The sequence below is a fragment of the Ciceribacter lividus genome, assembly GCF_003337715.1.
Classification (GTDB): Bacteria; Pseudomonadota; Alphaproteobacteria; order Rhizobiales; family Rhizobiaceae; genus Allorhizobium; species Allorhizobium lividum.
This window is the reverse complement of the sequence record NZ_QPIX01000011.1, coordinates 89,542-108,361: the sequence shown is the minus strand read 5'-3', so window position 1 is coordinate 108,361 and position 18,820 is coordinate 89,542. Positions and strand designations below refer to the sequence as shown.

Here is an 18,820-nt window from a genome sequence, read left to right as displayed (position 1 = left end):
AGCCATCAAAGTGCATGCATCGCCTGCCGTGCATCGCCGTGGTGCTGTCCATGTCGACGGGTCAGCCAGGCACTCCAGACGAGGCTTGTGAAGAAGCGTCGAGGGTGCTCGAATCCGGCGTCTGCGAGAAGCTTGGCCACTGCCTCCTCGGAAGCCGGGGGGTCTGCGCCTCTCAGGATCGTATCCATCTTTCTGCGGACATCATCCGGTGAGGCTCCATGCATCCGCCATCGGTTGGCCCAGGCCGCCATGAACAGCGGGTCGTCACGATAGGATCCGCAATTGCCCGCCAGGATCAACGGGGCACCCTCTCGCAGGCGCGTCGCGAGATCATCCAGCAGATGCCGCTTCGCCGCTTCGCCCGGAAGGTGGTGCAGGACGCCGATCATCACGGCGGCGTCGAAACCGGCCGCGGGTGCAACGCTTGCAAGGTCGCCGTGCCGCAATTCCACCCGCTCCGAAAGGCCGGCCTCGGCAACGGCGGCACGGGCGAGGGTCAGCATGGACTCCGAAGGATCGACGCCGACGAAAGTCCAGCCAACTTCGAGACGCGCGGCCGCGACAATCTCGCCGGCGGTGCCGCCGGCGCCGACAACGAGGATCCTTGCCGCGCCCATCGGACCGAGCGCGGCCGAAAGCATGCAGGCCGAGAGTTCGTGGCAGGCGTCATAGCCGGCCAGCGCGATCCGGCTTTCACACGCATACTCTGACGCGCGGACGTCGTCGAACTTGTCTGCTGCGTGCTCACTCATTCCATTCCTCCAGATGAAGATTCAGTCAGCCTGGGTGGCCTTGTAATCCTTCAGGATTGTATAGAATTTGGATCGCGAGTTCGGAGAAAAGCATGATCGAAAATCCCGCGTTGGCCCGAAGTCATGATCGACTCGCCGCCTTTCTGGAAACCTTTCCGCTAACTGCCGTGCCCTGCGAGAAGGTCGGCCAGGCCAATCTGCTGATCGTAGGTTCCTCCACCGAGCGGCAGCCGACCGAGATCCTGTTCCGACCGCGCGTGGTGCCGGACCTGCCGGAGGCGAAGGTGATGCTTGCCGGAACAACGGTGGACTTCGGCGGCAGCATCAATCCGCTGGTCGGAGCCCTCCCGGAGGAGATCACGCTTCCACTTGCAGAGGAACCACATCTTGCGGCGCTTGCGGTGCTGGTCATCGACGAGACGGAGAGACGCAGATGCGGCAGTGCCGCGATCCGCGAGCGGCTGGCGGAGGTGGTCGTGGTACTTGCGATCCGCAGGGCGATCGCCGCTGGAACGGTGAATGCCGGCCTGTTGATGGGGCTTGCGCATCCGAAGCTTCATTCGAGCCTGGTCGCGATGCATGATGCGCCCGCACGCCGCTGGCGTATCGAGGAACTGGCGGCGATTGCGGGCATGGGACGCAGCCGCTTCATCTGTGAGTTTGCCACAACCGTCGGCACAACGCCGGTCAGCTACCTGAATGGCTGGCGGTTGACGCTAGGGCGCGTCCGGTTGCGCGCCGGCAAGAGCGTCAAGGCAACCGCGGCTTCTGTTGGCTTCGGCAGTGCGGCTTCCTTTTCCCGCGCCTACAGCCGGCACTTCGGTCACCCACCATCCGAAAGCCGCGAGGCGAAGGGCGGCTGATGATCGTCGTCGACGGAACGGGAGTCCTCAGCGCCACTCGTGCAACTTGGCACCCACCAGCGGCCGGGACGTGACCAGCGGCAAGGTGCTGGCTGCGCGCTCCGCATAGGCGAGTGCCTCGGCTTCGTCGTTGAGGCCGATGAAGATCATCGACAGCGAGCGGGCTTTTGGCGCGCCCTTCTTGCGATAGGAAAAGCGCACGGCGCAGTGGGGAAAGGCCTCGTCCAGCACGGTGCCCTCGGGCAGCGCGTCGGCGAGTGCCAGATGGGCGCCGAGCCCCAAGAACCGGTCGATTGCGGCAAAGGCGGTCGCCTCCGGCAACTGCTTGTTCTCGGTCGATCCGGGCGCGCGACCCCAGAAGAGGCTGTCGACGACACCCTTGGCCCGCTTCGTCTTCAAGACCACCAGCCCGCCGGCGGCGACGAGCTCCATATGGGCGTCCCAGGTCTGGAAACGCTCCGGATGTTCTCCGAGTTCGGCCACCAGCGGGCGGAGGTCGGCGGTCAGGTCGGCATAGAGGGCAGGGGGCATGGTGGGGTCTCGGGGCGCGCGGGTGATGGGTTGTGTCAGTTGGGCCTCCTAGCATGGCGGGGGCGGGGTGGATACGGGGGAGAGTGTGCGCTGGCACTCTTGTTGCCGTTCTACCGAAGGCTTCTCATGCCGTTCGTCGAGGAAAGGGGGCCGGCTTGTTCCCGTTTGCCCGGATTAAAATCCCGCCCTTCCTGACAGAAGGCCGTTAGGAAGGGGGCGACTGCCTCGGGACTGGCATGGCAGCTTGGCGATCGGCAAGGGAACGGCCCGCAACGGTTTCCTTCGTTGTTTATTGATTTCAATCAACGCGCGATATGTGTTCCTATGAGATTATGTCACAGAAGTTGTGCTGGAGGATGCCATGAGAGATATGTCAGTTCTCTGTCTTGGCGGCGGGTCTGTTGCCTGGCAGGCGGAATACCGTGGATCGAGCCAGAGCGGGTATCTGGAAGACGGGGCCGATGTCAGTCCTTTGGATGCTTTCGTCGTGATCCTGACGCCCCTTGACGGCAACACGCCGCGGATCGCCGTTGAGAGCCGCGATCAAAGCATTCGTATCGATCTTTATCGGGTGAAGGAGGACGCCGTATCGCGTCTGCGCTCTGTGATGCCCTTGCAAGCCCGCGACCTGGTTCTGGAGGAAGGGGAGCGCATTCTCGCAATCCCTGTCAAGCGATAGGAGGTACGTCATGCCGGATGCATTTGAAGCAAGCATGGGAGAGGTGGACCTGCGGTCGGTCGTGACCCGGAGCGACGAGAGCGGTTTCGATCTGGAGGTTCTGGGCCGGCTGGCGGATGTCCGGCGCATGCTCAGCAACAGCCTCACAGTCAGAAATCTCGATCCCGGAAACCATCTTCTGGGAACCTGGATCGACTGGGGTATGGGGTCAAACGGCAATCCGATCACCAGCCAGCTCAATATTCCACCGGGCGGGCAGCAGCGGATCGAGAATTGCCAATACATGACCATCATGTTCCTTCGCGTTAGCGCTGATCCACCCCTGGAATTGATCAACAATGCCAATTACGCCTGCTTTTACGAAGTGACGAAGCTTCTCGGCAACGGGGTCACCCAACAGCAGCAGATCGTCAATCCGTGGCCCGGAGCCAGTTCCCAATATGGGCTGGATGTGGGACAGCGGCTGATTGTCGTTCCTGTCGGCATGCACCGGTTTGTCCTGAACTACGACCCTCGGCTTGCCACGCTGGATTTGCCGGCCGTGCAAAAGGCGCGTGCGCGCCTGTAGGTCGCGCGACAGGGAGGCGATGTCTGGCGTTCTGACCGCACTGGAAGACGCGCGGCTCGAAATCGGGAACCCGGCGCATTCGCCTGCCCTGATCATCGGGCGTTTCGACTATGCCCAGGCCGAGGATCCGGCGGTGGTGAATATCGCTGCCGGGTCGCAGATGCATTTTGAAAAATTCTCCCGGCTGACCGTCAAGGCGAGCGGAAAGGGTGGACAAATAACTGTGCGGAATACGTCTCCGCTGGTGATCGATGTCTACCGCGAGGCTCCGGCCAGCCGCGTGCTGGAGCGAACGTTAGGGGTCGGGGAAGGTTGGAACGCCGGGATCGGCGAAAACGAGCAATTGTTCTTCCTGCCGCGAACCGATCCCTATATTCCCCCGCAGCCCATCATCGCCGAGGCCCGGTATAATCGTGGCAATCCGGCGACCAGTCAGGACAATTCGGTGTTCCTGCGTTGGATCTATCCGCCCGACCATATGGGCAGGATACAGGGCTTCAACGTCTACAAAGCCTTTTATGACGGCGCGATGCCCATCGCGATCCACCGCCTCAACCTGCAGCCGCAAACCGGCGTGACCGCCGTGATTGCCGACTATGGAGTCTCCGGCCGGGAGAACCACCGCTACGCGATCACGGCAGTGGGCCGGAACGGGGTCGAAGGGCTTTTCTCCAACATCATGGTCCTGGATTCCAGTTCCCTCTGGGGGCTGACAGATGCTGGCATGATCCCGCTCTAACCTCCCAGATCATTCCTTTTTGCCGACAAATGCCCCAGGTCCTTTTCCAGGCTCAACTCCCGCGGCTGCAGCCGGCACTTCGGTCATCCGCCATCCGAAAGCCAGTCCTTTCAAGGCATCAAGGCGTGTGCCATTTCTGCCTTGCCCTTGCAGTAAACGGCGACCGGTGCTGCGCAGAACCTTGCCGGTCTTCGGGGATCATCGTTTTGCCGTCGATGTATCAACCTTCTCGGCAAGCCAGATCTTGATCAGCGATTGATAGGGCACGTCACGCTTGCCGGCGGCGATCTTGATCTGCTCCAGCAGAGAGTTGGGCAGACGTAGCGAGATCGAGGTGGATGATGGCTTCAGGTTCGGCAGTCGCACCTTCGCCGCCTTGCTCCAGTCGACATGATCGGCGGAGTCATGATGTTCCCAATAGGTCCGCTCTTCTGCTTCGGTACTGAAGTGCGGCACGGGCTCAGGCTCAGGCTTCCTGCTCATAATAGCTCCGCTCCTTTCGGCTCATATCCCGAGCTGAAATCACCCGGATTCTTGTCTCATTTGCCCGAAGTGTGAAGGTAACATGGAGCAACCTTCCGTCATCGGCGCGACCGAGCGCATGAATCCGCGGTTCGCCGATACTATGCCTGAGATCGGGAACCATCAGCAGAGGTTCGTTAAAAAACACCTGCTCTTCAAGATCGGAGACTAAGGAAGGAAGAAAGAAACCTCTCGCGCGCCAACCGGTGGAGACTGAAAACCCCGCCGAATTTCTCCGGCGGGGTCCTGAATTCCCTCAATCCTCGAGCGTTCCCCGCTCTCAGAACTCCACGGCCCGGTCGCCGTTCTCGTCCTGGATGCGGGTCGGCAGGCCGATCCTGTTCAGGAGGTTGATGAACGGCTTCGGCGGCAGTTCTTCGACGTTCGCCATCTGCTTCACGTCCCATTCGCCGGTGGCGACCAGCATGGCTGCGGCGACGGGCGGGACGCCGGCGGTGTAGCTGATGCCCTGGGAGCCCACTTCGTTGTAGGCTTCCTTGTGGTCGGCCACGTTATAGATGAAGACGGTCTTTTCCTTGCCGTCCTTCAGGCCCTTCACATAGTCGCCGATGCAGGTCTTGCCTTCGTAGTTCGGGGCAAGCGAGGCCGGGTCGGGCAGGCAGGCCTTGACGACCTTGAGTGGTACGACTTCGGAACCGTCGGCGAGCTTGACCGGCTGTTCGGAGAGGAGACCGATCGACTTCAACACGGTGAAGACGTTGATGTAGTGATCGCCGAAGCCCATCCAGAAGCGGACGTCCGCACCGTCCATGTTCTTCGCCAGCGAATGCACTTCGTCATGGCCGCAGAGATAGGCGCGGCGGGTGCCGACGACCGGCAGGTCGTAGTCCTTGCCGATCTCGAACATCTTGTTGACCTTCCATTCGCCGCCCTGCCAGGAATAGACGACGCCGGTGAACTCACGGAAGTTGATTTCCGGGTCGAAGTTCGTCGCAAAATACTTGCCGTGGCTGCCGGCATTGATGTCGACGATGTCGACGTCGGTCACCTTGTCGAGATATTCGTCCTTGGCGAGACGCGCATAGGCGTTGACGACGCCCGGGTCGAAGCCGGCGCCGAGGATGGCGGTAATGCCCTTTTCCTTGCACTCGTCCGCGCGCTTCCACTCATAGTTTCCGTACCACGGCGGGGTTTCGCAGATCTTGTTCGGCTCTTCGTGGATCGCGGTGTCGATATAGGCCACACCGGTGTCCATGCAGGCGCGCAGCACCGACATGTTGAGGAAGGCCGTGCCGACATTGATGACGATCTCGGACTTGGTCGAGCGGATGAGCGCCTTGGTGGCCTCGATGTCGAGCGCGTCGAGCGCATGGGCTTCGAAGACGCCCGGCTGTTTCATCGCCTTCTTCTCGTGCACGGAAGCAATGATCGCGTCGCACTTCGCCTTGGTGCGCGAGGCGATGTGGATGTCGCCGAGCACGTCGTTGTTCTGGGCGCATTTGTGCGCGACCACCTGGGCGACGCCGCCGGCGCCGATGATGAGCACGTTCTTCTTCATAATGGGACCAACTCCTATGTCCAATCGTCAGAACCCGTTCCTGAGGGAGTTCAGGACAGGCTTTGTTCGTAGTCCGTGTAGGAAAACTCGCGGACCGTTCTGATGCTGCCATCCAGCTCGCGGATGGCGATTGCCGGCATTTTCACGCCGTTAAACCAGTTTTTCTTGACCATCGTGTAACCGGCTGCGTCCTGGATCGAAATCCGGTCTCCGACCTTCAGTTCGTCCGGGAAATCGAACTCGCCGAAGATATCGCCGGCGAGGCACGACTTGCCGCAGACCATGTACCGATGTGGTCCCTGGTTGGGGGAGACCTTCGCGCTTTCACGATAGATCAGCAGATCCAGCATGTGCGCTTCGATGGACGAATCCACCACGACGAGGTCCTTGCCGTTGTAGAGCTTGTCGAGCACGGTCACTTCGAGCGTGGTCGACTTGGTGATGGAGGCTTCGCCGGGTTCCAGGTAGACCTGGACGCCGTAGCCGCCGGCAAAGCGCTTCAGCCGTTCGGCGAAACGGTCGATCGGATAGTCCTCGCCGGTGAAATGGATGCCGCCACCGAGGCTCACCCATTCGGCTTTTTTCAGGAGCGGGCCGAACTTCTCTTCGATGTCGCCGAGCATCCTGTCGAACAGGTCGAAATCCTTGTTCTCACAGTTGTTGTGGATCATGAAGCCCGAGATCAGGTCCATGACCGGCTCGACCTTGGCGAGATCCCATTCGCCGAGGCGGGAGAAGGGACGGGCCGGGTCGGCGAGATCGAAGGAAGAAGAGGAGACGCCGGGATTGAGGCGGAGCCCGCGGATGATGCCGGCGGACTGCTTCTCGAAGCGCTGCAACTGGCCGATCGTGTTGAAGATGATCTTGTCGGCATGGGAGACGACGTCGTCGATCTCGTAGTCGGCATAGGCGACCGAATAGGCGTGCGTCTCCTTGCCGAAGCGCTCGTGGCCGAGGCGCACCTCGTTGAGCGACGAGGAGGTGGTGCCGTCCATGTAGTCGCGCATGAGGTCGAAGACCGACCAGGTTGCGAAGCACTTGAGCGCCAGAAGAGCCTTCGCACCGGATGTCTCGCGCAGATACGCAATCTTCTCCATGTTGCGGAGGAGCTTCGTCTTGTCGATCAGGTAATACGGAGTCTGGATCAAGGTTTGCCACGCCTCTCTGGTGAAAAAGGTTGCGGATTCTTTGAATCCGCGTTCCCACCGGCGCCCTCACGGCGCTCGGTGGGAAGGCCGATCCACCGCGCTAGCGGGGTCCTAGGGAATTTGGGGCAAATAGGCAACCCGAGTCCGACATATCAGGCGTTTTTGGCGCGATCGGGAGATGGTTCACCGTGACGACGACTGGCGGTGCCGTCACGGTGAACCGCAGGCGGGCGGCATTCCGATCTCTCGAAACGCCGCCCGCCGGCAAAGGCGCGGGAGACCTTATCGCAGCGTCTTGCCGCTCTGTGCGTCGAAGAGATGCAGCTTGTTCGTTCGCGGGGAGACGATGACGTCCTGTCCGGGTCCGAAGTCGTATCGTTCGGTGAGGACCGCAACCAGTTCGCTGCCGCCGTAGCGCAGGAACACCATGGTTTCGTGACCCGTCGGTTCCGTCACGACGATCGTCGACTTGAGACCGGTGGCGCCGAGTGACAGGTGTTCGGGTCGCACGCCGAGCTGCACCGCCTGACCGTCCGTGGCTTTCGGCATGAAATCAAGCACAATCTCGTCGCCCGTCTCGGTCACGAACAGATTGCCGTCGGCCTTGTACGTGCCCCGAATGAGATTCATCGAGGGGGAGCCGATGAACGTTGCGACAAACGTGTTATTGGGCCGGTCGTAAAGCTCCAGCGGAGAACCGATCTGCTCGACGTTGCCACCCTGCATCACGACGATCTTGTCGGCCATCGTCATGGCCTCGACCTGGTCGTGGGTGACGTAGATGGTCGTCGTCTTCAGGCGCTGGTGCAGTTCCTTGATTTCCTTGCGCATCTGCACACGCAGCTTGGCATCGAGGTTCGACAGCGGCTCGTCGAACAGGAAGACTTGCGGCGATCGGACGATGGCACGGCCCATCGCCACGCGCTGACGTTGGCCGCCGGAGAGCTGGCGCGGATAGCGGTCGAGATAGGGGACGAGATCCAGCGTTTCGGCGGCTGCCTGCAGGCGCTGCCTGATGACATCGGCGGGTTGCTTTTGCAGGCGTAGCGCAAAGACCATGTTCTCGGCCACGGTCTTGTGCGGGTAGAGCGCGTAGCTCTGGAACACCATCGCAATGTCGCGATCCTTCGGCGGCAGATTGTTGACCGCCTTTCCGCCGATCGAGATCGTGCCGCTGGTAATGCCTTCCAGCCCGGCGACCATGCGCAAGAGCGTCGACTTTCCGCATCCGGACGGGCCGACGAGAACGACGAATTCTCCGTCGGCTATGTCGACATCTATGCCGTGAAGCACGTTGAGGGCGCCGTAGGCCTTTCGAACGCCGGATATTTTGACTTCCGCCATTTTTCTCCTCCTGCCTGACATCCGGCCTGGCGGGCACGAACATGTTCGGCGATCCACTTCTGCCGAACTGCCTGGCGTAAATGCGCGCGGAACTCCTCTCCGCACCGCCGCCTGAAGGCCTTCGGCACCTCCTCCATGAAACGTTTCATTTTCTGTTGACTTTTTCCTCCGGGAGTCTGATGCTCGGCATCGAGGCTGAGAGGAGCGGCTTCACTCGAAATATGAAACGTTTCATTTCTTGCTTACCAGATACTTTTGTCCGTGGCTAGCGGCAAAAGGAGAGCCTGCAAGAACCCCGTCACCGGCGAGGCGAAGCGTCAAACGGATATGTGGAGGAGAACACACAAATGAAAGTCGAAATCTATGATGCGCTGATGAAGCGTCAGGCCAGCCGTCGCGACATCCTGCGCGGCACGGCGAGTGCGGCTGCCCTGCTCGGCGTTTCGGGCGTAATGGGTGGCATCCCGGGTATGGCCTTTGCGGCAGACGATCTGCGCGCGCAGCTCTTGCAGATCCCCGGCGTCGGCAAGGGTTCGCCGACGGACGCGGACTGGCAGAAGGTGGGCGAGCTTTGCCTCGGCCCGACCAAGGCGAACGTTGCCGAGGGCGAATTCGCCGGCGTCGAACTGACGTTCATGGGCCTCAACAACCAGAACCTTCACAACTTCCTGTTCCGCGGCTTCCTGAAGCCTTGGGAAGCCTATACGGGTGCGAAGATCAACTGGATCGACCTCGCGCAGGCCGATTACAACGCTCGCCTGCAGCAGTCCATCGCGACCGGCACCGTCGATTTCGACATCATGGAAATGGGCGCGCCGTTCGAAGGCGATACGGCAGGCCGCGGTCTCCTGGACGAAATGCCGGAATGGGTCGCCGCACAGATCCAGGCCGACGACCTCGTCGGCTATCTGAAGCCGCCGGTCGGCACCTGGGACGGCAAGACCTACCGCGTCACCATCGACGGCGACTGCCACACCTTCGCCTACCGCAAGGACTATTTCGGCGAGGGTTCGATCAGCGGCATGGCAAATCCGCCGAAGACCTGGCAGGAGGTCAATGCCGCGACCAAGGCGCTCGTCGGCAAGACCGATCCGCTGACCGGCCTGCCGGCCTACGGCTATCTCGACCCGCTGAAGGGCTGGGGTGGTTTCGGCTTCTACTTCATCGAGAACCGCGCAACGGCCTACGCGAAATATCCGGGTGATCCGGCATGGCTGTTCGATCCGGAAAACATGAAGCCGCTGGTCAACAACCCGGCCTGGGTGCAGGCCATCCAGGACGTGATGGATCTGATCGCCGCCAATGTCTACCCGGCCGACCAGATCAACGCAGACCCGGGCACCACCGCCTTCTCGCAGTTCCTCGCAGGCACCGGCTCCATGCTGATGTGGTGGGGTGACGTCGGCTCCAGCGCCCGCACGTCCGACACGTCCGTCGTCGGCGATGTCGTCGGCTTCGGCATCAATCGTGGTTCCGACCGCGTCTACAACCGCAAGACCGGCGCCTGGGAAGACAAGTACAACGAAGCGCCGAACATGGCCTATATCGGCTGGGGCATCTACGTCACCAAGCGCGTCACCGGCGATGAGAAGAAGCGCAAGGCCGCGTGGTCTGCCGCAGCCCATCTCGGCGGCAAGGATATCTCGCTGTGGACCTCGGCCTATCCGTCGGGCTTCCAGCCCTACCGTCAGTCGCACTTCAACTATGACGAATGGGCAGCGGCCGGCTACGACCGGGCCTATGTCGAGGATTACCTCGGCTCCAACGCGGACAGCTACAACCATCCGAATGCGGCGATCGAGCCACGTATTCCCGGCATCTTCCAGTACTACTCCGTCGCGGAAGACGAGCTCGCCAAGGGCTTTGCCGGCCAGTACAAGTCGGCCCAGGAAACGGCGGATGCGATTGCCGCTGCGTGGGAAAAGATCACCGACCAGATTGGACGTGAAAGCCAGCTGAAGCTCTACCGGGCGAGCCTCGGGCTTTGATTGATTGAACCGTCCGGCCGGCGGAAGCCTTCCGCCGGCCGGCTTTCGTCCAAACGAGGAAATCCATGTCTATGGTCGACGGCGATCTGCTGCACACGGTGGAGACGGACTCCATTTCCCAAAGCCGGAAGCTCTGGGGCAGGGCAGCTCTGTGGTTGAGTGTCCTCTGGCTTCTCACATCCTTCTGTCTGCAAGCCGCGTATGATCTCGGTTGGACGAGCCTGGGCTTCGAGAACTGGCGCCCGGTTCTTTATGCGTATTTCATCTGGGCGTGCATTCTCTGTGTTACCCGGGTGGTGATCTATGGCGAGACAGGGAAGAAAGCGCTGTTCGTGCTGCCCGCGGCACTCTTCGTCATCTCCATGGTGGTGTTCCCGCTTCTCTTTGCCTTGTGGATCGGCTTCTCCGACTGGAACCTCGCCTCGCCGACGGGACGGCGTTTCAACGGGCTCGACAATCTGCGGCGGATGATTTCCGATCCGTTCTACATCAACGCCCTCGTGAACATGATCTATTACTGTCTGGCGATCGTGGTGGAGTACGCGATCGCGTTCGGGCTGGCGCTGTTGCTCAACCAGAACATCGTCGCGCGAAAGTTCTGGCGGGTCACCTTTCTGGTGCCGCTTATGCTGTCGCCGGTCGCCGTCAGCTGGATGGTCGGCAAGTCGATGCTCGAAACACGCTTCGGCCCGATCGCGCGATTTGCCCGTTGGCTCGGCTGGGAGAATCCATCCTTCTTCGGGGACCCCCTGACGGCCAGGCTGTCGATCATGATCATGGACGCCTGGACCTTCATCCCGTTCATGATGATCATGCTGCTCGCCGGGTTGCAGGCTCTGCCGAGAGAAGTCCTCGAGGCAGCCGAGGTCGATGGCGCGACGAAGTGGCAACGTTTCTGGAAGGTGATCTTCCCGCTGATGCTGCCGGTTTCGGTGACGGCCGTGATGATCCGCATCATCTTCAAACTGAAGCTCGCCGACATCATCATCACGGTCACGACCGGGGGGCCGGGCGGTGCGACCGATTCCGTGACGAGCTTCATCTATCGTGAATACCGCGACCGATCGAATGTCGGCTACGGCACCCTGCTGGCGCTCGCCTATCTGGTGATCATCGTGATTGGAATGACGCTCCTGATGAAGATTGCCGACCGTGTCGTGCAACGTATGACGGGAAGGCTATGATGGTTTCTGTTGATCTGGACAAATTCGATCGCCGGCAGCGCATGCGCTGGTGGGCCATGCGCTTCGTCGTCTATGGCCTCCTCGCGATCTGGGCGGTCATCTGCATCTTCCCGGTGTTCTGGACCGTCACGACCTCCTTGAAGATCGCGGCCGATGTGATGCGCGGCAATCTCGTTCCGCTCCTCGACTTTCAGCCGTCCTGGCTCGGCTGGCGCTCGCTCGGGCTTTCTCCTGACACGATCTTCGAGACGTCCACGGTGCGTGCCGAATTCATGCGCCGGTTCTGGAACAGCGTGATCATATCGGGGACGTCGTCGACGCTGGCGGTTTTCCTCGGAACGCTCGCCGCCTACGGTCTGAGCCGCTTCAGCTACAAGTTCGGCTATATGCGGAACTCCGACATCTCCTTCTTCTTCCTGTCGCAGCTCATCATGCCGCCGGTCGTGCTCGCGCTGCCGTTCCTCGTTCTCTACAAGCAGCTTGCGCTTCTCGACACCTATGTCGGCATGATTGCAGTCTATACGCTGATGGTCCTGCCCATCGTGGTCTGGATCATGCGCGACCAGTTCGCCACGATCCCTGTGGAACTTGAAGAGGCCGCCCTGGTCGACGGTCTTTCGATCTGGGGCGCCTTCTCGCGTATCATTGTGCCGCTGGTCCTGCCGGGCATGATCGCGGCGTTCATTCTTGCGTTGATCCTGTGCTGGAACGAATATTTCTTCGCCGCGTTGCTGACGTCCACCAACACGAACACCCTGCCGGTGATGATCGCGAGCCAGACCGGCAGCCAGGGCATCAACTGGTGGTCGATGGCAGCCCTGTCCACGGCCGGCATCCTTCCGCTGGTTTTTGTCGGTGTCCTGCTTGAAAAGCACATCATCGCGGGTATGACTGCCGGGGCCGTCAAGTAAGAGCGGGAGCTGGCATGCGAAAGACGCCCACGGTCAAGGATGTTGCTGTTGAGGCGGGCGTTTCCGTGGGTACGGTCTCGCGTGTTATCGCGGGGGAGGCGGCGGTAAGACCGGCTCTCAGGGAGAAGGTCAACGAGGCGATCGCGAAACTGGGATACCGCCCCAACGTGACCGCGCGCGCCTTGCGCACCAGCAAGACGGACGTGATCGGGCTGGTCGTTCCGGACATCACCAACCCGTTCTTTGCGCAGCTGGCCGCGAGCGTGGAGCGCGCCGCGCTCGAAGCCGGTCATATGGTGATGCTGGCCAGTTCCCATGAAGACCTGGAGGCAGAACAGGGCCACATCCTGGCATTCCTGGACCGCTCGGTGCGCGGCATCATCGTCGTCGCGTCCAACGGCAACTCGGATCTGGAAATCGATGCGCCGGTGCCGATCATATCGCTCGACCGCCGCTTCGGCTCGTACCCGTTGGTCTCGACCGACCACGCGCAGGCCGCGTCGCTGGTCGTCGATCACCTTTACGCGCTGGGGCACCGCCGGATTGCCTATATTGCCGGTCCCCCTGAAACCGAGGCCGGGCGCATGCGCCGGAAAGGCTTCGTGGACCGGGCTCAGCAACTGAGCGAGGCAGGCGAGGAGATCGAGCTCGAAATCGTCGCGGGCCGCTTTGACTACGAATCCGGCGAAAGAGCCGCACGCGCACTGCTGGCGCGGGAGCCCGGCGACCGGCCGACGGCAATAGCCGCCGCCAGCGACCAGCAGGCCATCGGGGCGTTGCGGGCTGCCAGAGACTTCAAGGTCGACGTGCCGGACGAATTGTCGGTGGCCGGGTTCGACGACATCACGCTGGCCAAACTTGTCGTGCCGCGCCTGACGACGGTTCGTCAGCCGACCGAGCGGTTGGCTGCACGCGCCGTCGAGCGTCTCCTGGATCAGAATTCCCCGGACGAGGACGAAATGGTCGAGGGCTCGCTGATTGTTCGCAGATCGACGGGGCCTGCGCCAGGACGCGGAGCCTCACCTGAAGAACGACCAGAAGCGTGAAGAAAACCCGATAACTGCGGAAAAAGAGGGACAAAGGACATGTTGAAAGGGATCAGGGCCGAACTGAACGGCGCCATTCTCGAAGCACTGAGCACCATGGGACACGGCGATTTCCTTGTGGTCGCCGATGCGAATTTCCCGTCCGATGCGATCGCCCGGCAAACCCGCATAGGCAAGCTCCTGACGATGGATAACATTCCCGCGCCGCGGGCCATCGACGCGATCCTGTCGGTCTTTCCGCTGGACACGCCGGTTCAGCCGTCGGTCGGCCGCATGGAAGTGATGGGCAAGCCCGACGAGATCCCCGGGGTTCAGGCGGAGGTACAGGCCATCGTCAATCGGGTGGAAGGCCGCCCGTCTCCCATGTACGGCGTCGAGCGGATGGCCTTTTACGAGGTGGCGAAGAAGGCCTATTGCGTGATCGCGACCGGCGAACTGCGTTTCTACGGATGTTTCCTGCTGACGAAGGGGGTCATTCCGGCCGAGGACGTCGTCAGATGAGCGCGCGCCGCGGTATTGTCATTCTCGGAATTTTCGCCGCCGACACGGCCTACAAGGCAAAGCGCCTGCCGCGGATCGCCGAAACGATCATGGGTTCGGGCTTTGCACTGGGGCCCGGTGGCAAGGGCTCCAACCAGTCGATCGCCGCTGCCAAGGCCGGCGGGGAGGTGACCTTCATCTCGCGGGTCGGCAGGGATCCGTTCGGCGAGATGGCGCTCTCGGCCTACAAGGCGGCCGGGGTGAGGGCCAATGTCATTCAGATGGACGACGTGCCGACAGGCGCCGCCTTCATCTTCGTGAACGAGGAGAATGGCGACAACGCCATCATCGTCGCTGCCGGGGCCGCAGGTCTGATCGGCATCGAGGACGTCGATGCCAACCGGCAAGATATCGAGAATGCCGCGATTTTCATGACCCAGCTCGAGCAACCGATCGAAGCGGCCATCCATGGCCTTTCGATCGCCAGGGCGGCAGGCGTGACGACCATTCTCAATCCCGCGCCCGCCCGGCCGCTTCCCGATGACATATACCCCTTGTGCGATTTCTTCGCGCCGAACGAGGTGGAAGCGGCCGAGATCGTCGGCCATCCCGTTGAGACGGATGAACAGGCCCGCGCCGCCGGCGATCTGCTGCTGCGAAAAGGTGTCGGAGCTGCCATCATCACCCTCGGCGCCCGTGGCGCACTCTATCACACGGCCGGACGGAGCGAGTTCGTCCCTGCCTTTTCCGCCGGCAAGGTCGTCGATACGACGGGCGCGGGCGATGCATTTCTCGGCGGGTTCACAACCGCGCTCTCCGAAGGCCGGGATCCGGTGGAGGCCGTGCGCTTCGGCTGCGCAACCGCGGCGATCGCCGTGACGCGGCCGGGCACGGCCCCGGCCATGCCGACGCGCGCCGAGATCGACGCACTTCTTCCAAGAGTCTAGTCGAACACGTTATCCGCCAAGACACGTGCGCCGCGCCGACGCTTGAGCAAGCGGTCGGCGCGGCGCTCTCTCGGGAGCCTTCTTTGATCGTCAGGCGGTCAGAGCCGCCTGCCTGATCCGCTTCTTCGTACGGTACGACAGATACCATGGCAGGATCGCGACGCCTGCGGCCATGACCCAGAGAACGATCGAGATCGTGCTCTGGAAGAGGATCGAGGGATCACCGCCGCTGATCGCCAGTGCGTTGCGCAGGTTCACCTCCATGACGCGGCCGAGCACGAAACCCAGGATGAGCGGTGCCATGTCGAAGCCCGCCTTGCGCAGGAGCCAGCCGATCATGCCGATGCCGAGCATCAGGAAGATCGAGAAGACCGATGCGTGGGTCGAATAGACGCCGACGATCGAAAGCACCAGGATGCCCGGAACCAGAAGCCAGTTCGGAACGGTCAGGACGCGGGCGAAGATGTTGACGAGCGGCAGGTTGAGGGCGAGCAGGATGAAGTTGCCGACGAAGAGCGAGGCAACGAGACCGCCGACGATCTCCGGCCGTTCGGCAAGCAGCATCGGGCCCGGCTGGATGTTGTAGAGCATCAGCGCGCCGAGCATGACGGCGGTTGTACCCGAACCCGGAACGCCGAGGGTGAGCATCGGCACGAAGGCGCCGCAGGCGGTCGCGTTGTTGGCGGCTTCCGGGGCCGCCAGGCCGCGGACGTCACCCTTGCCGAAGGTTCCTTCGGTGTCGGAGATGCGCTTTGCGGTGGTGTAGGAGATCGCACTGGAGACCGAGGCGCCGGTTCCCGGCAACACGCCGACGACAAAGCCGATCACCGAGCTTCTGAGTGCGGTGCCGGTGCACTTCACGACATCCGCCCATTGGGCGGTCATCCGGCCGAGATCGCGGATCATGGTGAAGCCGCGCCCCTGGTGTTCCAGGATGATGAGGGCTTCGGAGATCGAGAAGAGGCCGATGACCAGCACGACGAATTCGATGCCGTCACCCAGCTCGGGCTGGTCGAAAGTGAAGCGGTATGCGCCGGAGGTCGCGTCGATGCCGACGGTCGCCAGCATGAGGCCGAGCGTGCAGCCGATCAGCGTCTTGACCGGCTGGTCGCCCACCATCGAGCCGAGGGTGGCAAAGGCGAAGACCATCAGCACGAAATATTCCGCCGGGCCGAAACCGATCGCCAGCCCCGCGAGGAGCGGTGCGAAGAGGGCGAGTCCGATCGAGCCGAGGATGCCGCCGACGAAAGAGGAGAGGCCGGAAAGCGCCAGCGCCTCGCCGGCGCGGCCCTGTCTTGCCATCGGATAGCCGTCCATCGCGGTCATGACGGCGCCGGCATCGCCGGGGACGTTGAGGAGGATCGAGGAGATGCGGCCGCCGTATTCGGCGCCGCAATAGACGGAGGCGAGCAGGATCATCGTGCTTTCGGGCGGCAGCCCCATGGTGTAGGCGATCGGCAGCAGGAGCGCGATGCCGTTGATCGGCCCGATCGCCGGAAGCGCGCCGACCATTGTGCCGATGAAGCAGCCGACGAAGCCGATCAGCAGGTTCTGCCAGGTCAGCGCGACGCCGAAGCCTTGGGCGAGATATTCGAAGTTCATGACTATGACCTTTCCCGGTTAGGGGAGACGTGTTCGGTGGTGCCGTCGGCTCAGCTGAAGAGCGCGCCGACCGGCAGATAGACCTCGAGCAGCCAGGCGAAAATGACCCACCACAGCGCGGCATGACCGGCAGCCCCGATCGCAGCCTTGAGCGGCGGGGCTCCGAAGATCATCCCGGTGCCGAAGGTCAGGAAGAAGATCGACGCGGCAAAGCCCGCAGGCTCGAAGACCGCAACACTGGCGATCAGTATGACCGGAACGGCCAGCACCCGCAGCAGAAGTACCCCGGAAGGGAAGCCTTCCGCGCTTCCCGGCGAACGCAGATAGAAGAGCGCGAGCACACCGAGAATGCCGGCGAGGATCAGGGGCACGGCCCGCGGCCCCAGCGGATCGGAGGAGAAGGAATAGTCGATGCGGCTCGCGCCGATGCCGTAGGCGATCGCGAAGGCGAGCACGCAGATCGCGCCGATGCGTCCGGTGAGGAGGGTTGTTCTGCTATGGTCTGACATGGATCGGTCTCCACTCTTCGAGAGGGAACAGCTTGCACGAACGGACCGAATGTGCGTGCGACGGCTCTGCCGTGCGGCACAAACCGTGCCTTCGGGTCGCGGCATTTCGGGCATGACGCTCTCGCGGCGACCAGGCGGGCCGCCCGGAAACGACCTTCCGGGATTTCTCCCGGAAGGTCCCGTCGTGCGGGTTCAGGCGGCAATTACATGCCGGCTTCCTTGGCTAGGATCTTGAAGCGGGCGACGTCGTCCTTCACGCGCTTGTCGAAATCCTTGCCGAGCAGGGTGAATTCGAAGAGGCCGCGGGCTTCACGCTCCTTGGCGAATTCCGGCGTCTTGCTCATCTTTTCGAAGGTGGAGACCCACCAGTCGTAATCGGCGTCGGATACGTCCTTGCCGACATAGTAACCGCGCCAGACCGGCCAGTCGATATCGAAGCCCTGTTCGCGAGCAGTCGGGACGCCGGAGAGTTCGCCTGACAGACGTTCCGGTGCCATGACGGCGAGGATGCGGACCTTGCCTGCAAGGTGGTGCTTGCCCATTTCGGCGGCGTCACCCGAGCCGACCTTGATGTGGCCGCCTTCGAGCGCGGTCAGAACCGCACCACCGCCTTCGAGCGCGACGTAGCGCATGGCCTTCGGATCCTGACCAGCCGACTTGGCGAGCAGCGAACCCTTCATCCAGTCCTGCGAGCCGACGGCACCGCCGCCGCCGATGGCAAAGCTGTTCGGATCAGCCTTGTAGGCTTCAACGAGCTCACCGAGCGTCTTGTAGGGGGAATCTGCCGAGACGACGAGCACGCCGTAGTCTGCGCCGAGAGCGCCGAGCCAGCGGACGGCGTTTTCGTCATACTTGCCGAACTTGCCCTGTGCGATGAGGAGTGCCGAACCGGAGGACGCGGCGGTGATCAGGTTGCCGTCCGTCGCGCGCTTGCCGATGACGTGGTTGTAGGCGACCGCACCGACGCCACCTTCCATGTAGGTCACCGCCATCGGCGTTGAAATTTCCTTGGTTTCGAGCAGCGCATTGGCGGCGAGCCGGCAGGTGAGGTCGAAACCGCCGCCGGGCTTGGCGCCGGCAAGGCATTCCGGCTTCGCCGGTTCGGCAAAAGCGGCCGTGCCGGCGGCGAGCGTCACCAGTGCGGCTCCCGCCAGGGTCTTGGTCAGAAAACGGATCATCATCTCTCTCCCATGTGATCTTCGGCGCCCGGCGATCCCGTTCCTTTCTCGGGACCGCCTCGCGCGGTTCGTCTTGCGGCGCGTCCCTCGTCGCGTGAAGAAGGTGCTCCATGATCGGGGAAGAGAAACCATATGCCTTCGGTCGCCCGTCTACGGGGCGTCGTCGCGACGAGGCCTGGCCACGGTCGCATTCGGCAGTCGTTTTTCGGAGTGCTCCTCCCCATACCTGCCCGGCACTCTCTCCCGGATCAGGCTCGCCTGTTTTAGGACGCAAACCTGTCACAATGCTGTCACGGGTGTTAAGAAGCGT

At 62.3% G+C, this 18,820-nt stretch carries 19 protein-coding genes and 1 pseudogene; 10 read left to right on the top strand and 10 right to left on the bottom strand.

Annotation, left to right across the window (positions count from 1 at the left end; translation table 11 throughout):
• Positions 1-5 precede the first annotated feature (5 nt).
• The gene (locus tag DFR48_RS18335) at positions 6-752 is read right to left on the bottom strand and encodes an SAM-dependent methyltransferase (RefSeq protein ID WP_114364662.1); all 747 of its coding nucleotides are present in this window, start codon (positions 750-752) and stop codon (positions 6-8) included.
• Between the two features lie 92 nt (positions 753-844).
• On the opposite strand from DFR48_RS18335, the gene DFR48_RS18330 reads away from it, so the two are divergent.
• The gene (locus tag DFR48_RS18330; protein WP_114364661.1) at positions 845-1,615 is read left to right on the top strand and encodes a helix-turn-helix domain-containing protein; all 771 of its coding nucleotides are present in this window, start codon (positions 845-847) and stop codon (positions 1,613-1,615) included.
• 27 nt (positions 1,616-1,642) lie between these two features.
• Here DFR48_RS18330 and DFR48_RS18325 read toward each other — a convergent pair whose 3' ends face one another.
• Positions 1,643-2,146 (bottom strand): hypothetical protein, encoded by a 504-nt coding sequence (locus tag DFR48_RS18325; RefSeq protein ID WP_114364660.1) that lies wholly within the window; start codon positions 2,144-2,146, stop codon positions 1,643-1,645.
• Between the two features lie 361 nt (positions 2,147-2,507).
• Here DFR48_RS18325 and DFR48_RS18320 point away from each other — a divergent pair, with 361 nt between their 5' ends.
• From DFR48_RS18320 to DFR48_RS18310, 3 genes are read left to right on the top strand one after another with little or no spacing between them, the layout of a single operon-like run.
• Positions 2,508-2,825, top strand: coding sequence for a hypothetical protein (locus DFR48_RS18320; RefSeq protein WP_114364659.1), 318 nt, complete (start codon positions 2,508-2,510; stop codon positions 2,823-2,825).
• Positions 2,826-2,835: 10 nt separating this feature from the next.
• Complete coding sequence (locus tag DFR48_RS18315) at positions 2,836-3,393, top strand: hypothetical protein (protein WP_114364658.1); 558 nt, start codon at positions 2,836-2,838, stop codon at positions 3,391-3,393.
• Positions 3,394-3,412: 19 nt separating this feature from the next.
• Positions 3,413-4,132 (top strand): hypothetical protein, encoded by a 720-nt coding sequence (locus DFR48_RS18310; protein ID WP_114364657.1) that lies wholly within the window; start codon positions 3,413-3,415, stop codon positions 4,130-4,132.
• A gap of 198 nt (positions 4,133-4,330) precedes the next feature.
• Here the strand turns inward: DFR48_RS18310 and DFR48_RS18305 are convergent, their stop codons facing one another.
• The 5 genes and pseudogenes from DFR48_RS18305 to DFR48_RS18285 form a co-directional block, all read right to left on the bottom strand.
• Complete coding sequence (locus tag DFR48_RS18305; protein ID WP_114364656.1) at positions 4,331-4,615, bottom strand: BrnA antitoxin family protein; 285 nt, start codon at positions 4,613-4,615, stop codon at positions 4,331-4,333.
• Positions 4,599-4,808, bottom strand: a pseudogene (locus DFR48_RS18300) (BrnT family toxin); the annotation flags it as partial. The gene DFR48_RS18305 and the pseudogene DFR48_RS18300, both read right to left, overlap by 17 nt.
• A gap of 126 nt (positions 4,809-4,934) precedes the next feature.
• On the bottom strand, positions 4,935-6,173 hold the full coding sequence (locus tag DFR48_RS18295; protein ID WP_114364655.1) for a saccharopine dehydrogenase family protein: 1,239 nt from the start codon (positions 6,171-6,173) through the stop codon (positions 4,935-4,937).
• Positions 6,174-6,223: 50 nt separating this feature from the next.
• The gene (locus DFR48_RS18290; protein WP_114364654.1) at positions 6,224-7,321 is read right to left on the bottom strand and encodes a carboxynorspermidine decarboxylase; all 1,098 of its coding nucleotides are present in this window, start codon (positions 7,319-7,321) and stop codon (positions 6,224-6,226) included.
• A gap of 282 nt (positions 7,322-7,603) precedes the next feature.
• Positions 7,604-8,665 (bottom strand): ABC transporter ATP-binding protein, encoded by a 1,062-nt coding sequence (locus DFR48_RS18285; protein WP_114364653.1) that lies wholly within the window; start codon positions 8,663-8,665, stop codon positions 7,604-7,606.
• Between the two features lie 347 nt (positions 8,666-9,012).
• Between DFR48_RS18285 and DFR48_RS18280 the strand changes: the two genes are divergently transcribed.
• From DFR48_RS18280 to rbsK, 6 genes are all read left to right on the top strand, one after another.
• Positions 9,013-10,653, top strand: coding sequence for an extracellular solute-binding protein (locus tag DFR48_RS18280; RefSeq protein ID WP_114364652.1), 1,641 nt, complete (start codon positions 9,013-9,015; stop codon positions 10,651-10,653).
• Positions 10,654-10,718: 65 nt separating this feature from the next.
• Positions 10,719-11,837 (top strand): carbohydrate ABC transporter permease, encoded by a 1,119-nt coding sequence (locus DFR48_RS18275; RefSeq protein ID WP_114364651.1) that lies wholly within the window; start codon positions 10,719-10,721, stop codon positions 11,835-11,837.
• Complete coding sequence (locus DFR48_RS18270) at positions 11,837-12,748, top strand: carbohydrate ABC transporter permease (protein WP_114364650.1); 912 nt, start codon at positions 11,837-11,839, stop codon at positions 12,746-12,748. Before DFR48_RS18275 ends, DFR48_RS18270 begins: the two co-directional genes overlap by 1 nt.
• 14 nt (positions 12,749-12,762) lie before the next feature.
• A complete protein-coding gene (locus DFR48_RS18265) occupies positions 12,763-13,794 on the top strand; it encodes a LacI family DNA-binding transcriptional regulator (RefSeq protein WP_114364649.1) in 1,032 nt (343 codons plus the stop codon).
• A gap of 39 nt (positions 13,795-13,833) precedes the next feature.
• Entirely contained in the window at positions 13,834-14,295 is a 462-nt protein-coding gene (locus DFR48_RS18260) for an RbsD/FucU family protein (RefSeq protein ID WP_114364648.1), read from the top strand.
• A complete protein-coding gene (gene rbsK, locus DFR48_RS18255) occupies positions 14,292-15,221 on the top strand; it encodes a ribokinase (RefSeq protein ID WP_114364647.1) in 930 nt (309 codons plus the stop codon). Before DFR48_RS18260 ends, rbsK begins: the two co-directional genes overlap by 4 nt.
• Before the next feature lie 90 nt (positions 15,222-15,311).
• Here the strand turns inward: rbsK and DFR48_RS18250 are convergent, their stop codons facing one another.
• From DFR48_RS18250 to DFR48_RS18240, 3 genes are all read right to left on the bottom strand, one after another.
• Complete coding sequence (locus DFR48_RS18250) at positions 15,312-16,823, bottom strand: tripartite tricarboxylate transporter permease (RefSeq protein WP_114364646.1); 1,512 nt, start codon at positions 16,821-16,823, stop codon at positions 15,312-15,314.
• Positions 16,824-16,873: 50 nt separating this feature from the next.
• Positions 16,874-17,332 carry a tripartite tricarboxylate transporter TctB family protein gene (locus DFR48_RS18245; protein ID WP_114364645.1) on the bottom strand — a complete coding sequence of 153 codons (459 nt, stop codon included), beginning with the start codon at positions 17,330-17,332 and terminating at the stop codon, positions 16,874-16,876.
• A 203-nt stretch (positions 17,333-17,535) separates the two neighbouring features.
• On the bottom strand, positions 17,536-18,510 hold the full coding sequence (locus tag DFR48_RS18240) for a Bug family tripartite tricarboxylate transporter substrate binding protein (RefSeq protein WP_210206015.1): 975 nt from the start codon (positions 18,508-18,510) through the stop codon (positions 17,536-17,538).
• Between the last annotated feature and the right edge of the window lie 310 nt (positions 18,511-18,820).

Bases quoted from the DNA above. Each gene is read 5' to 3' on its own strand.
- DFR48_RS18330 (WP_114364661.1), top strand. From the start codon at position 845: ATGATCGAAAATCCCGCGTTGGCCCGAAGTCATGATCGACTCGCCGCC.
- DFR48_RS18260 (WP_114364648.1), top strand. From the start codon at position 13,834: ATGTTGAAAGGGATCAGGGCCGAACTGAACGGCGCCATTCTCGAAGCA.
- DFR48_RS18325 (WP_114364660.1), bottom strand. From the start codon at position 2,146: ATGCCCCCTGCCCTCTATGCCGACCTGACCGCCGACCTCCGCCCGCTG.
- DFR48_RS18270 (WP_114364650.1), top strand. From the start codon at position 11,837: ATGGTTTCTGTTGATCTGGACAAATTCGATCGCCGGCAGCGCATGCGC.
- DFR48_RS18265 (WP_114364649.1), top strand. From the start codon at position 12,763: ATGCGAAAGACGCCCACGGTCAAGGATGTTGCTGTTGAGGCGGGCGTT.
- DFR48_RS18295 (WP_114364655.1), bottom strand. From the start codon at position 6,173: ATGAAGAAGAACGTGCTCATCATCGGCGCCGGCGGCGTCGCCCAGGTG.
- DFR48_RS18250 (WP_114364646.1), bottom strand. From the start codon at position 16,823: ATGAACTTCGAATATCTCGCCCAAGGCTTCGGCGTCGCGCTGACCTGG.
- DFR48_RS18315 (WP_114364658.1), top strand. From the start codon at position 2,836: ATGCCGGATGCATTTGAAGCAAGCATGGGAGAGGTGGACCTGCGGTCG.
- DFR48_RS18335 (WP_114364662.1), bottom strand. From the start codon at position 752: ATGAGTGAGCACGCAGCAGACAAGTTCGACGACGTCCGCGCGTCAGAG.
- DFR48_RS18280 (WP_114364652.1), top strand. From the start codon at position 9,013: ATGAAAGTCGAAATCTATGATGCGCTGATGAAGCGTCAGGCCAGCCGT.
- DFR48_RS18240 (WP_210206015.1), bottom strand. From the start codon at position 18,510: ATGATCCGTTTTCTGACCAAGACCCTGGCGGGAGCCGCACTGGTGACG.
- DFR48_RS18285 (WP_114364653.1), bottom strand. From the start codon at position 8,665: ATGGCGGAAGTCAAAATATCCGGCGTTCGAAAGGCCTACGGCGCCCTC.
- DFR48_RS18310 (WP_114364657.1), top strand. From the start codon at position 3,413: ATGTCTGGCGTTCTGACCGCACTGGAAGACGCGCGGCTCGAAATCGGG.
- rbsK (WP_114364647.1), top strand. From the start codon at position 14,292: ATGAGCGCGCGCCGCGGTATTGTCATTCTCGGAATTTTCGCCGCCGAC.
- DFR48_RS18305 (WP_114364656.1), bottom strand. From the start codon at position 4,615: ATGAGCAGGAAGCCTGAGCCTGAGCCCGTGCCGCACTTCAGTACCGAA.
- DFR48_RS18275 (WP_114364651.1), top strand. From the start codon at position 10,719: ATGTCTATGGTCGACGGCGATCTGCTGCACACGGTGGAGACGGACTCC.
- DFR48_RS18320 (WP_114364659.1), top strand. From the start codon at position 2,508: ATGAGAGATATGTCAGTTCTCTGTCTTGGCGGCGGGTCTGTTGCCTGG.
- DFR48_RS18245 (WP_114364645.1), bottom strand. From the start codon at position 17,332: ATGTCAGACCATAGCAGAACAACCCTCCTCACCGGACGCATCGGCGCG.